The 14,219-nt window shown below is 36.6% G+C and carries 9 protein-coding genes; 6 read left to right on the top strand and 3 right to left on the bottom strand.

The annotated features are described in order from the left end of the window. The first annotated feature begins 3 nt into the window (after positions 1-3). The gene (locus ACFIKY_RS00970) at positions 4-2,094 is read left to right on the top strand and encodes a lytic transglycosylase domain-containing protein (protein ID WP_375661297.1); all 2,091 of its coding nucleotides are present in this window, start codon (positions 4-6) and stop codon (positions 2,092-2,094) included. Between the two features lie 1,010 nt (positions 2,095-3,104). On the opposite strand, the gene ACFIKY_RS00965 is transcribed toward ACFIKY_RS00970, so the two are convergent. After that, a complete protein-coding gene (locus tag ACFIKY_RS00965; protein ID WP_375635835.1) occupies positions 3,105-3,875 on the bottom strand; it encodes an energy transducer TonB in 771 nt (256 codons plus the stop codon). A gap of 246 nt (positions 3,876-4,121) precedes the next feature. On the opposite strand from ACFIKY_RS00965, the gene ACFIKY_RS00960 reads away from it, so the two are divergent. The 5 genes from ACFIKY_RS00960 to ACFIKY_RS00940 all read left to right on the top strand — a co-directional run bounded on the left by ACFIKY_RS00960 (position 4,122) and on the right by ACFIKY_RS00940 (position 10,471). Then, the gene (locus ACFIKY_RS00960; protein ID WP_375635695.1) at positions 4,122-6,302 is read left to right on the top strand and encodes a TonB-dependent hemoglobin/transferrin/lactoferrin family receptor; all 2,181 of its coding nucleotides are present in this window, start codon (positions 4,122-4,124) and stop codon (positions 6,300-6,302) included. A 271-nt stretch (positions 6,303-6,573) separates the two neighbouring features. Further along, positions 6,574-7,617 carry a hemin-degrading factor gene (locus tag ACFIKY_RS00955; protein ID WP_375635696.1) on the top strand — a complete coding sequence of 348 codons (1,044 nt, stop codon included), beginning with the start codon at positions 6,574-6,576 and terminating at the stop codon, positions 7,615-7,617. Between the two features lie 18 nt (positions 7,618-7,635). Next, positions 7,636-8,538 carry a hemin ABC transporter substrate-binding protein gene (locus tag ACFIKY_RS00950; protein ID WP_273788426.1) on the top strand — a complete coding sequence of 301 codons (903 nt, stop codon included), beginning with the start codon at positions 7,636-7,638 and terminating at the stop codon, positions 8,536-8,538. Positions 8,539-8,543: 5 nt separating this feature from the next. Then, positions 8,544-9,641: an iron ABC transporter permease gene (locus ACFIKY_RS00945; RefSeq protein ID WP_273788425.1), complete on the top strand. Its 1,098-nt coding sequence runs from the start codon at positions 8,544-8,546 to the stop codon at positions 9,639-9,641. Continuing rightward, a complete protein-coding gene (locus ACFIKY_RS00940) occupies positions 9,638-10,471 on the top strand; it encodes a heme ABC transporter ATP-binding protein (protein ID WP_375635697.1) in 834 nt (277 codons plus the stop codon). Before ACFIKY_RS00945 ends, ACFIKY_RS00940 begins: the two co-directional genes overlap by 4 nt. A gap of 218 nt (positions 10,472-10,689) precedes the next feature. Here ACFIKY_RS00940 and ACFIKY_RS00935 read toward each other — a convergent pair whose 3' ends face one another. Beyond that, positions 10,690-11,664, bottom strand: a complete 975-nt coding sequence (locus ACFIKY_RS00935) for a phage tail protein (RefSeq protein ID WP_375635698.1) — start codon at positions 11,662-11,664, stop codon at positions 10,690-10,692. Positions 11,665-12,444: 780 nt separating this feature from the next. Then, on the bottom strand, positions 12,445-12,615 hold the full coding sequence (locus ACFIKY_RS00930) for a hypothetical protein (RefSeq protein ID WP_155914971.1): 171 nt from the start codon (positions 12,613-12,615) through the stop codon (positions 12,445-12,447). Between the last annotated feature and the right edge of the window lie 1,604 nt (positions 12,616-14,219).

The following is a 14,219-nucleotide window of genomic DNA, read 5'->3' as shown; positions in this document are numbered from 1 at the left end:
TCTATGCGTGTATTTTCCACCTCTCTTTTCGTATCAACCTTTACTGCACTTATACTGGCAATAAGAATTTTATTTTCAAGTGCATCCGCGCAAACACCTCTTTTGCACGGGAAAGCGCCAATCCCTTTGGTGCGCCCTACTCCCTTTACCGAAAAAGGAGCTCAAGAGCCTCTTCAACAGATACACACGACATCACACAATACTGCTACACTTCAGCAACTGAAAGCTGGGCTAGATGCACTAGCAAACAACAATATTGCAAAAACAATAAATCTTCGTAATTCAATGGAAAAACATAGCCTTGATCGTCATATTTTGACATGGGCGCTGGGGATATCAAACAAAGCTAATATACCAAGTTCTGAAATATTTAATGCAATCAACATGCTAAAAGGATGGCCCGGTATAGAAACGATGCAACGCAATGCTGAACGTGCTTTTCTTAACGAAACCAACGTCTCACGCGCAATCATCCAAAAATTTTCTCATCACCCGCCCCAAACAGCGCAAGGAATGGCTCTCTTCGCTAAAGCACTTATCGCAACGGGACAAACCACTCGTGCTCAACACGTTATTGCACCGTGGTGGCATAAGACACAGCTTAATGCAAAAGAAGAAATATTTGTTCTTAAAAATGCAAGCGTTGCATTAAAACCTATTGATCATTTGAAACGCATGCAATTTATGCTGTATGCATATCGTTTTGATTCAGCAGCACGCGTTGCAAAATTAGCCCATGCTCAATCTCTTTTTGATGCTTTTGTGGCCGTTGAAAAAAATGACCCTAGAGCTACACAAAAATTAAAAGCTGTAGAGAGATCATGGCAAAAAGATCCTCTTTTTCAGTTTGCTCGAATACGCCATCTTCGACGAACAGAGCAATATAATGCAGCCGCAGCACTCATGATGAAAACATCAAAAGATGCATTCCGCCTTATGAACCCTCATTCATTGTGGAAAGAACAACGCGCCCTTTCTCGTGAAATGCTCGATTTAAATAAACCAAAAATTGCTTACCAACTCGTTGCAATGCACACTGGTATAACATCTGCATTAGCTATCGATGCTGAGTTTCATGCAGGATGGTACGCACTACGGTTTCTTCATAACCCTAAATTGGCAATGCAGCATTTTTCACGTATTCCTCAACTCTCTTCTTCACCTTTTTCTGCATCACGTGGATATTACTGGATGGGACGAACAGCAGAAACGCTAGAAGAACATAAAAATGCCCAGCATTACTTTTATCGCGCAGCTCATTTTGGTGCAACTTACTATGGTCAATTAGCCGCTGCACGACTCAACCAAAAAAAGCTTAAAGTTTTCTTTCCCAAACCAACAACCGCTGAGCGACAACATTTTAGTGCACGAAAAGCGATCAAAGCAATTCAACGTCTTGAAGCAGCCGGCTATGCTGATTTTGCTAAAATTTTTTATAGAGAGCTCGGAAAAAAAATAGAAAGCCCCGGCGAATTAGCACTTCTGGCTGTTATGGCAGAAAAAAATGGAGACTATTATACCAGCCTCAAAATTGGAAAAATGGCTGTTTTTCAGGGAAAAAATGTCGGTGCACTCTCTCATCCTCTGGGAGCTATACCAGCTTCTACTAATATTTCTGTAGAAGAAAAATCGCTTATCTATGCCATTGCACGCCAAGAAAGCGAATTTAATCCAACAGCCATATCAAAAGCAGGCGCACAAGGTATACTCCAATTGCTTCCTACAACAGCAAAAGCATTGGCAAAAAAATACTCAATCGCATGGTCTCCTAAAAAATTTAGCAGTGATGCTCATTATAATGCAACATTAGGTGCCCATTTTCTCAATGAACAATTGGAACGTTTTAATGGATCCTATATACTAACTCTTATTGGCTATAATGCGGGTCCCCGTCGAGTCAATGAATGGATAAAACGTTATGGCGATCCTCGAGGACAATCTCTCGATAACGTCATTGATTGGATTGAGCGTATTCCTTATACAGAAACACGTAATTACGTGATGCGTGTCATGGAAAATTATGGTGTCTACAAAGCAAGACTCACTGGGAAAATAGATATAAAAACCGACCTGCTTTCTGGTCGACGGAAATGATATGCCTTAACTTCCCAAATAGTATTTGAAAGTGTTCATAAGAAGTGTTTTTATTCCTTTTTAAATAATACCCACATACCAACCTGCTTATGATATATATAAGCAAGTAATTTTAATTGATTCAGTATCAATAAATTCGAAATGAGAAAACCCTACGCTATTCAGATCTTTTATTTCAAACACAAAATGATAAATTATCATTATAAATCAACATGTTGTACAAATAGTTCATTTCTTCTCAACATAAACGACAATATCATAGATGATTACAAATAGGTCATTTTTTTACTGTTGCTTATTAGTGTCAATATTCAAATCTTGTACAACAGCATATTTTAAGACTATTTTGTTCTGCTTATAACATTTCTATACCAAATAAGAGTACGTTATTATGTATATCGTTTGGATTATCTCTAATAACAGAAAGACAGACTCATTGAGTTAGAAAGCTTTAAAGACAAACAATTCTCTTCTACCCCTTCCCTTTTCATTCGGGTTTACGACTTTTAAATATGTCAATATCTTTTAATGATGAAGATAAAGCTTTGCTTTTTTCCCCCATTTTTACATATAAGCTCACATCCTTCACACAAAACAGAGCATCTCAAAATAGTATGTTTTTCTTATTTATATTCTTGTTTTATTTTAATGTTTCTAAGGCCATTTCACAACGGTGTATCTGAAAAGTATTTACGAAAATCCTCTCACGAATGGTATAAAAATCGATGAGACACGATTAACCTTTACTGAATAAAAGCTATAGCTCTATCATCCCTTAACTCCCAATGTTGTAACAGCCCTTTCATTTAGAGCATTCATAAGAAATATATTCACTGCTTTTTAGAAGTTTTATATCCATGTTCCCCCTCAACTTGTGTCATAAGTAAGCGGATGATTTTGATTGACACAACGTCAAAAAAATCGAACGAACTATATTTTAACTTTTGTTCAAATTATAAATAATTATTATAAATCAATATATTATAAGAATAAGCGCCCTATATAAAAAATCAGCTAAATATCAGGGATACTCTGATTATTTTATTCACTTTTGATAGTGGTGGTGGTGGAAAAGAACCAACGCGTTGAAGTGCCGCCATCGCTAATCGATCAAGTTCCGGATTACCAGCAGAGACTGCCACACGACTAGAAAAAATACTCCCCTGCTCATGCACCATAAATTCTAACTTCACCGTTCCTTTTGCACGACTGGTACGCTGTCCCACAATATAATTTTTTTGCCTTTCTAATTGTGACTGTACCTTTGCTAACCACTCCATTAACAACATATCTTCAAGCCCTGCTGTACCGACGCCCTTGTTGGTGGAAGAAGAACGTACCGCCTTTGCATTAGAGCGCTTTACTACAGCCTTTGTCATCGGTATTGTTTTTTTGATAAACGCTTTATGCTCCACTTTTTGAGGAAGCGGTTCTTCCAAAGACTTTAAGTCATCTTGTTCTATCATATGCTGAGGTTCTTCCGATTGAACTTCATCCACGGATTCCAATTCCTCTGACTCCTTCTCTAAAAGATCAGACTGTAATACTTTTGGCTCTGTATTAATATCCGACTCTGTATGAATATCTGACAAGTCTGTATCAACATCCGGATAGATAGTTTCTTGCACAAAAGTCAGCATAATCTCCGAAGAGAGCAAGCCATTACTTACACCCGTACTTTGAAAATAAAACTGCGCTCCCAATAATACATGCAAAAAGAAAGCTCCAATAAATGCACCAATCCAAAGAGTTAATAATTGCTTCGTATTTGCAAAATTCATCGTTTCTTCTGCCACTATTTTAAGCTTAGTATTGGTGTCCAATCTCATTAAAACAGGCTATTTTGAAATTGCAACTTTTTTCTTGACTGATTTTGTCATGTTTAATATGGTTTTCTAGTGGTTTTGTGTTGTTGTCAAAATCATTTCTACTTGGCTGGCAAGTTTTAATCAGCGGGTCCAGCTTTTTTTGTATGTAAATAAAATTTCAAAACAGAGAGGGGACGTTTAAAAGGGTTGTGATGTGTTATGCAAATAAGACGAAAAAATATCTATAGAAGCTGTGTGATTTTAAGTGCATTATCGGTCTGTATGCCTTCATTTGTTTTGGCACAAAATAAAGATGGAGGTTCTATCACTGAACTCAAGCCAATTGTTATTAAAGAGAAAAAAATAGGAACGGCCTTGGATTCGGTCACTATTTTGACAGATCGGAAAACCGCGAAGGATATTCGTGAGAAACAAATAACTGATGCCTATGATATTAGTCGTCTTTATCCAACCGTGGGGTATAACCCAAGCAATAACAGTTTTGTCATGCGTGGTTTAGAAGCAAACCGTGTTCTCACAACAATGGATGGTATTGTTCTTCCATGGTTCAATGATATATTGCGTGAGAACAGTGGTAACACAATGTTTGACTTTAGTGCGCTTTCCACACTTGATGTTATTCAGGGATCGGATTCTAGTCTTTATGGCTCTGGTGCACTAGGAGGAGTTGTTGCGTTGCGTACCCTTGATCCTGAAGATCTTATCACAGAAGGAAAAAATTGGGGTGGTCTTATAAGAGGTGGTTATCATTCTGTTGATAATAGTTGGCACGTAGATCAAGCTGTTGCAATGCGTGCTCAACAAACGTTTTTGCTTTTCCAAGGTTCTTATGCGGAAGGTCATGAGCGCAAAAATATGGGAACTCTAGAAGGCTATGAAGAGCGCACACGTAAAAACCCTGCTCATTTTGACCAAAATAATTTGCTCTTTAAAATTCACCAATACCTTGATGACAATCACCGGCTTGGTTTTACAGCAGAGCGTTTTGGTCACAATATTGATACACATTTATTGAATGCTTCTGAAAGATCTTATGCCCGTGGTTCCGTTTATGATAAGAGCGACAAACTCCGTGAACGCCTTTCTCTTTCTTATGACTATAACGGCAATGAAGATGCTATTTTTGATGCGTTTCGTGGACAGATTTATTGGCAAAGACAGTCAAGTCATGATATTACGACTTCATTTCGTGTTCGGGCGCCCAAAGGGGATTTTTTGAGAGATAATTTTTTGCGTAATACCAATTATGGTTTCAATGCTGATGCTCTCAAGAAAATTCATATTGGCACTGTAGATCATACGTTAAAGATTACCGCTAACGTCTTGTCATCTAAGTTTCATCATTATTTGTTCGGGAAAGATAATTGTCACTTGCCGGAAAATGCACGGGGGTGCCTCTTTGTACCCGCTAATCGGTCAGATTCACCAGATACAAATGGCTATAATTTGGGTTTTGTTTTTGAAGATGAAATTGGCTTTGCTGATAACCATTTCCGTATAACACCTGGAATTCGGTATGATTGGTATAAGTATATCCCTCAGAAAACGTCTTCTTATGAGAAAGCTCTGCTTTCTGACAAATTTCCTCCAGAAAGAAATGGTTCACGTTTTTCTCCCAAATTACGTATGGAGTGGGATGTTCGTGATCAAGTAACACTTTATGCTCAATGGGCACAGGCTTTTCGTGCACCACGTGTTGCAGAACTTTACGTCTCTTATATGAAACCCCCTGCTTATTACTCGAAGGGCAACCCTGATTTAAAAGCAGAAACGAGCAATGGGTATGATGTTGGCATAAGGTATGGAAATGGAAATTTCGGTGGTTCACTCAGTGCCTTTTTCAATCAATACAAGGACTTCATAGATACTGTGGATATAGGGCCATCAGAGGAATACCGATTGGGACGTCGCCATTATACAAATCGTGCGAATGTGCGTATTTATGGTGCTGAAGCAAAAATACATTTGGCTCTTAATGATGGATTCCATAGCAATTTTTCTCTTACCTATTCGCAAGGAAAGGATCTTGATAAAGATGAATATCTTAACTCAATTCCAGCTTTAAAAGTGATTGCTGGGATCGGATATGCAAAAGAAATCTGGGGAGCAGACGTCGTGCTTACCTCATCTGCCAAACGTGATAAAGTTGCTAAGGAATCGGACTATCAAAAAATTCCAGGTTATAATATTATTGATGTGTCAGGTTGGTTGAAGCCCTTTGGTGAAAAGGGTCCTGTTATAAGGGCTGGTGTTTATAATCTGTTCAATCAAAAATATTGGAATGTATCAGATCTTCCTTCCGGTGAAAGCTCAACGCCGAAGGATTATTATAGTCAGCCTGGTCGCAACTTTAAAGTTTCGTTCGTGCAAAAATTTTAGTCACTTTTGTTAACCATTAGATCAATGAAAAAGGTTATATCGATAAAGAATAAATTGTTGCGTTTCTATTCTTATTGTTCTTTGAACAACAAATTTTGAGGTTTGCGCTTTAACTCTTTGTAATTTATTGTTTTTTATTGTTCTATTGTTGATAAAATAAGGGCTTGTTTGGTGGTGAGTTGAACCATTAGTTGATAGTGGTTCAACTCACTTTCTTTGATTTGAAAAATTAAACAATTAACCTTTAAACAGGTAACATAAGGATAAGCCTATGTCATACACAGCCGAAATGATTATTCGCTTGCGTGAAGAAAAAAAAGAGATGCGTAGCCGCGATTTTGCGGACTCTATTGGTATATCCGAAGCAGAACTCATTGCGGCTTATTGTACAATTGGAAAAGCAAAAAAACTACGCGCTGATGTCGCTACTCTCTTGGAAAATGCTCCTAAACTTGGAATAGTCATGGCATTAACACGGAATGAAAATGCTGTCCATGAAATAACAGGATGTTTTGAGAAGATTGTTCAAAGTCAGCATATTCCGATAACACTCGGTGAAATTGACTTGCGTATTTTTTCAAAACAGTGGAAGTTTGGTTTCGAGCATGACGTGACTATTCTCGGAACACCTATGAAAAGTCTGCAATTTTTTGATCAATATGGCATTGCTATTTTCAAACTCTATTCTCAAGACGCAACAAATATGGAAGAATGGGCTGCACTTGTTGAAAAGTTGCTTCATGACGATCAATCATCCGCACTTGATATTTCTCCCGCTCCTACTCCAGTACAATGTGATACGGCAAAGTTAGATGTTGAAAAGTTCCGAGATCGTTGGCGACAGATGACTGATGTGCATCAACTTCATGGAATTATTTCTGAACTGAAAATTAATCGACATAATGCTGTAAAACATGCCGGAAATGAATTTGCCGATGAGTTAAAAATAGAAGCTGTTGAGATGATGCTCAAACAAGTTGTACGAGAAGAGTTACCAATTATGTGTTTTGTTGGAAATAAAGGATGTATCCAAATTTTCACTGGACAAGTAAAGAACATTAAGCAAATGGGACCTTGGCTTAATGTTCTCGATCAGAAATTTCACCTCCATTTACTCGTTTCTGGAATCAAGAAGGTATGGCGTGTTCGCAAACCTACAATTGATGGGTATGTCAACTCACTTGAAGTTTTCGATAAAGATGATGAGATGATTATTCAATTCTTTGGCGTACGCAAGGAGGGCCAAAAAGAACGTGACGATTGGCGCTCTTTATTGAATGGTTTACCATCGTGTCAAGAAAACAGCAGTAACTAAGATAAGGTAAGGTCAGACATGTTCATATCTCTTTTGCATAGGTTATCAAACCTTTTCCTTATATGTTTACTGCTCTCTCTTACCTGTTTTTCTAAACAAGTGATTGCTGAACCTACAACCCGTTTTCCTGAAAATGCTCGAATTGTTTCTATCGGCGGAGCACTTACAGAAATTGTCTATGCATTGGGAGCCCAAGATCAACTTGTCGCCCGTGATAGTACAAGCGTCTACCCACAAGAAGCGCTCAAGCTTCCTGTGCTTGGATATATGCGTGCTCTTTCACCGGAGGGTGTTTTATCACTTGCCCCAGAGGGCATATTACTTGTTGAAGGAAGCGGTCCCGCTTCAACAATTGATATTCTCAAAAAAACATCAATACCTCTGGTGATCATACCAGAAGACTACTCCCGTGAAAATGTGATCGAAAAGATTCGCCTCGTTGGCCAAGCTATTCATCGAGAAGTGCAAGCGGCTGCGTTAATTGAAAAATTGAAGCGTAATTTTTTAGAAAACGATGCGCTTTTGGCGAAAGTAACAACACCAAAGCGTGTTCTTTTTGTTTTCTCTGTGCAAAATGGACGCGTCATGGCATCTGGAACAGGTACTGCAGCTGATAGTATGATAAAACTTTCAGGTGCTATCAATGCTATCACCGATTATAAAGGATATAAACTTCTCAATGGCGAAGCGTTATTGAAATCAGATCCTGATGTTATCTTACTTGTAAAACATGGTGCAAGATCAACCAGCATTGATAAGATTTTAGCCATACCGGCAGTTCAAGCAACAACAGCAGCAAAAAATCATGCCATAAAACAGATGGATGCTATGTATTTTTTAGGATTTGGTCCACGCACTGCAGACGCATCAAGAGAGCTTATTGAGATACTTTATGGTGCAAATCAAAACGGTAAGAGCTGATAAAAATGGTAGACGGTACATCCATGATGCATTTACCTGAAGCAAAAGAAGGTAAAAAAATAAACCGTTCAAAGCAGGGGAAGATTTTATTATTAAGCTTAATAATATTCCTTATCTTCAGTATTTTTGGTGGGCTCTTGAATGGTGCCGCAAAGGTTTCTTTCGTTGATCTCCTCCATGTAATGCTTACACAAGATTTTTCAGTAAGTAGTAAAACGCGTGATTACCTCGTGCTTATCGACATAAGGCTTCCCCGTGTTATCTTTGGATTGTTGATTGGAGCAGCTTTAGCTGTCTCCGGTGTTCTTATGCAAGGGCTTTTCCGTAATCCTCTTGCAGATCCTGGAATTATAGGTGTATCAGCAGGTGCTGGACTTGGAGCAGTCTTAGCAATTGTTGTCGGTATTGCTTTTCCTATTTCATTTGCACCTTTTCTAGAGCCTTACAAAGTTATCATAGGTGCTTTTTTTGGTGGACTTTTATCAACGATTATTCTCTACATAATAGCAACGCATAATAGTTTTACCTCTATTGCAACCATGCTGCTTGCTGGTATTGCTCTTGGTGCATTAAGCAGTGCAGTTGTTGGAACATTGATTTTTATCGCAAATGACCAACAACTCCGTGATATCACTTTTTGGAGTCTTGGCTCTCTTGCGGGCGCTACGTGGTTGAAAGTATGGCTCGTTCTCCCTTTCATCGTTATTGGTCTTCTTTTCTCTCCCTTTTTATCACGAGCACTTAATGCCCTTGCTCTTGGAGAAGCTGTTGCTGGCCATATTGGTTTCCATATTCAACGCGTTAAAAATATTGCTATTCCCCTTGTTGCTCTTATGTGTGGTAGTGCTGTTGCTGTCAGTGGTGGTATTGGTTTTATTGGTATTATTGTTCCTCATATTTTACGTCAACTCATTGGTCCTGATCATCGCTATCTCATTCCTTGCTCTGCTCTCTTGGGAGCAGCATTACTTATTTTTGCTGATACGTTTGCACGCTTAATTGTTGCCCCCGCAGAATTGCCAATTGGAATTGTAACAGCACTTTTTGGTGCACCTTTCTTTCTATGGATCCTTATATGCAAACGAGGAACAGACTTTTCATGATTGAAGCGACAAATATTTGTGTTCAGCGCGGAAAGAAGCAGATTCTTAAACACATTAATCTTCAAGCTAAAAGTGGTGCTTTTACCATTATTATTGGTCCTAATGGATCAGGAAAAAGTACTTTTATCAAAGCTCTGAGTGGTGAAATTCCTTACAGTGGAAAAATAACCTTAAATGGTTATAATGTATGCCAAACAAAAACTCATGAAATGGCCAAAATGCGCGCTATACTACCACAATCAACAACGCTCGTATTTCCATTCTTAGTCCATGAAGTTGTAGGGCTTGGCCTTTCTGTAAACCAATTTACCATTACCAAAGCCGAAGTGCAAAATCTTATCCAAAAAGCTTTAGAGTGCGTTGACCTTGCTGATTATGGCAACCTATATTATCACCAATTATCAGGCGGAGAACAAGCTAGAGTACAACTTGCCCGTGTACTTTGCCAAATCTGGAAACCTGTTCATAATGGAATTCCTCGCTGGATGATATTAGATGAACCTATTGCTAGCCTCGATATTCAACATCAAATCATCGTTATGGATATTGCCAAAAATTTCGCCCATTCTGGTGGCGGCGTTCTTGCTGTTCTTCATGACCTCAATCTCGCAGCACATTATGCAGATAACATGATTTTGCTCAAGGAAGGAGAGGTTTATTGCGAAGGAAATGCAACTAACGTTTTAACAACACAAAATCTCCGCGATGTTTATCATTGTTCTTTAAACGTTTCTGAATTACCTAAAGAAGATATCCCTTTTATACTCCCTCAAACGGCATCCTCCTATGAAATTAAATCTCTAAGCTATCGGTTTCAATCTAAAAACTAAAGTCCATAGAAAAATAAAACATGCAAATATTCAAGAATTTTTTTATTTTTATATGAGTTTTTTTTGTCATCTGTCATTTTAAAAAATTGTTTTTTTCGACTCTCTCAAGTATCATATTAACAGTATAGATTTCCTCTTCATACGCTAGAAAATAACGCGGAATTGCTCTGCGTTAACAAAATTATCAGGGTGGATGAATTATTATTACTCAAACATACTCATGATTTTATAGCATAGACAACGGTTGCATTAACAGGGCGCGTTTCTGCCTCACCCGTATGGGAAAGAGTTACCTTGTGTGTATGTGCACCAGCAGAACCTGTTCTCCCTTTCAGGGTCGCATTATAAGTATAATGATTCGGTAGTCTCCCAATATCACCAACTGGCCATCCTACCCCTTGATACTCAAAATTATGCGCATGCTCGCCTGCATTTTCAATACTCCCAATATGCGTATGCGATTTTATGCTATCTTGTTGTTCATCTGCAAATTTTCTACCACCATCTAAACCCCGACCATTATCAAAGCCGCGTAAAAACATGCCTCTAAAATCAGGAACTTTAAAAGTTTTATTGCTGTCTTTTCCCCATTTATCACCTATTGCGTTGAATAACTGCGGATAATCTTCACGCTTATAGGCCTTACCATCACACAAAAGCCAACCATTTGGCACATTTTGCATAGCAAATGTTGCAATGAATCCAGAGGGAAAACTTTCTATCTTTGGTGGTGTAGGATTTAATAAGTACCACCCCTCATGCTCTTTTATTAAAACACCATTATTGTATACCATTTCATAAATGCCATCTGTTTGAAGTTCTCCACCTTCTAATGGTATAACCCCCACATCAGTTGCTTTATAGATAAGCTTTTCTCCTATATTATTAACAGTTATTTTTGTCGCGCCAATATTTACACCACAAGCTTTAAAACGTATGACGATATCATTGTTGTATTTCTTTATAGGCGAAACTGTCTTTAAGGTAATTAATGTTGTTTTATCTTCCACATTTACTATAAAGCTTGAATTAATAGATCCACCATTATCTGCAAGATATTCACGCACGCGCTGCATCATCGCCCGTGCACTATCATTAACAGAACTAGGCGGCTGACCTTCTGCCCAATTAATGATACTATCTGAATAAGCATTTTCATCAGCCTTTAGAGACCAATCGTAAATATTAGACATTATAAATCCCCCATTATTTTCATAGTTTTTTTAACAAATTCTCGTTCTGTGCACTAAAATGTGCTGCCGCTGTTGATTGGTACATCATAATCACTGCACCATCCGTATTTACGCATTTTACCTCTCTTCACTCCTTACAATTTAATAACCTAAATTCACCAGATGCTTTTCATAACATTAGTATTAATGTTTTCTCTTCTAATGTGTAATGTAACACCTCATCTGATGTTACTTAATATCTTGTTTTGTTGCTTTGCTGTTGTTATATAATTATTTTTTAAATCTTGCATCTTGTTGCAAAATTTATAAATACTGTTCAAAATTTTCCTTATTATGGATTTCATACAACCATTATCGAATGTAATAACTTATCATCCACATAGAAAGTTTCTGATTTAAACATTATCTTTTTTTATTTTTTTCAATAGTTTAAATCTATCGCGTCGATATTTTAAAACAAAAAAACTCTATCTTTTGGCTATCACTTGTATTAAAATTTTAAAAGTTAGCTTCAACTTCGTTGCATGCTTCATTATGTTTTTATTCACATGCAGATGCTTTGTTATATTTTATTCAATTTATTCCTGAAATTGTATTACAAGGTCAGCACCAATGTTTTTTTGAACAAGCTTTTGTCTAATCTAAATGCACCATAGAAAATATATTCAATATGGACATTTCTTCACACTTTCATTGAACTGGAAATGAAATACTTTGAAATACTAAAGAAACACCACACACCCTCACCAAATCTGAAGGTTGTATCCAATCCGGAAAATATTAAAAAACATAACCTAGCACCCTCCCCCAATTTTTATGAACAATACCCTTGTTTTTTAAACGCCCCGTAATCAAATTCTCCCCTCCCGCACTTAGCATATCTCTATATATATTATTATATGTATATTTTTTTTGCAAGAATAATAAATCATTCTCAACAACATCTTGCAATTATTGGTGCTCTTCTCTATTCTTTCCGGCGTTTACCTCATTATTTAGTATAAGTGCACTACTTAAAAATGATTTTTTTACAAGATCTAAAAGATAAACTGTTTTTTATATCTTTCATAATGTTCATAACCAGTTTTATGGTATTAGTGGGACAATGCAAAGCGATTATAGAATGCTATAATAGTGTAGATAAAGAACTTACTAACGAATTTACCTATGAGTCTCTTGTTAACACATTTGTCTATCTCTGGAGTATACCAATCATCTTTTCCTGTATAGCTGCAGCTTTTATATGGCTACCAATTGTAACATTGCTAATAATAGCAATATTAGTGGGAATTTGGTTACTCCTCCTCATAATTCCCTACTTATTCCAAAATTAGTTTTTGGCTTTGTTAATCATTATCATAATAATTCTTTGTTTGCGTTTGTTTTATTTATTACCTATTTTAGTGTTTAAAAATTTTTTTGATGAAAATTTACTCAATTTTTCTCTTGTTCTATTATAATAATAAGAGCACTTCGTTATAATTAGAAAGCTTTTTGTATATAATTAATGATTTTTTATCTGTAATATTGTTGCATGATATCACATGACTATTGAATAACTTTACCTTGAAAACAAAGAGCTTTATGTCTCAGAAAATGAATTTTTGCCTCGTCTTAAGCTAAAACACAGCGCTTTGTGCGCATTTCTATTGCAAACTAATTAATGAATTTACGTAGTACTTTATGCTGAGATACATCCTTTTTCTTTCCTCTCTCTTCCAACTCTTTAAAAGTGTTGATGAAATTTCAAGATGAAAAGCCTTTGTTCATTTTCATCATCATTTTTTAATTCCGCTTTACGATTTTTAAAACATTCAAGGCAATATTATTTTTAATAATAAAGATTAGGTATTGTTTCACGCTTTTGTTTATCGCACTCTTAATGGGAACATCCCCTCATGAAAAATAGAATGCCCCACACAAAATATAATGATATTGCATATCACGCACTTTATTAAAGAAATATTGCTTAAAATATACTCCGTTCATTTTACGACAGCGCACGTCAATGATACAATGATAAGCTATTACAGATCATCATCTTTAAGCTTTTGAAGATACAAGCTGGAACCCATCATACATTTTGTTGGCCCCCACATTGCGATAGTCCTCGCATCTGAGAATGTTCATGAATGACTTTTGGCTTCCTTTCTTCAAGTATTTTGCCCCATATGCTCCCACTTATGACGTGCAAGGAAGTGATTTTATATGAAAAGATGTATGATGAGAGAATCTTATAGTATTCTGAGTTATTATTTTAATATGAAAAAATCTCAATCAGAGCTATAAACTATCTACTTTTTCCTTGATAATCCGTTTTTAACTTTATTCTTGTTTATAAAAGCTTCAATATCACAGTTTATCACTTCATAATATCTATTTTCACTCTTAAAAAACACACCAAAATCGTTTAAATATATTTTTATGATTGACAATATAGATATTTAAGCCAACCATATTCGTATTAGCAAAAATACTTTAAGTGGGAGGAGGCATGCAAATATGAGAATAGATATTGTATCAATTTTTCAAAATAAATTTTCTTGATCTTTATT

The organism is Bartonella sp. CR127HXZ (assembly GCF_042194555.1).
Taxonomy (GTDB): Bacteria; Pseudomonadota; Alphaproteobacteria; order Rhizobiales; family Rhizobiaceae; genus Bartonella; species Bartonella grahamii.
Note: the sequence above shows the minus strand (reverse complement) of the source record. Positions and strands in the feature narration are given on the sequence as shown.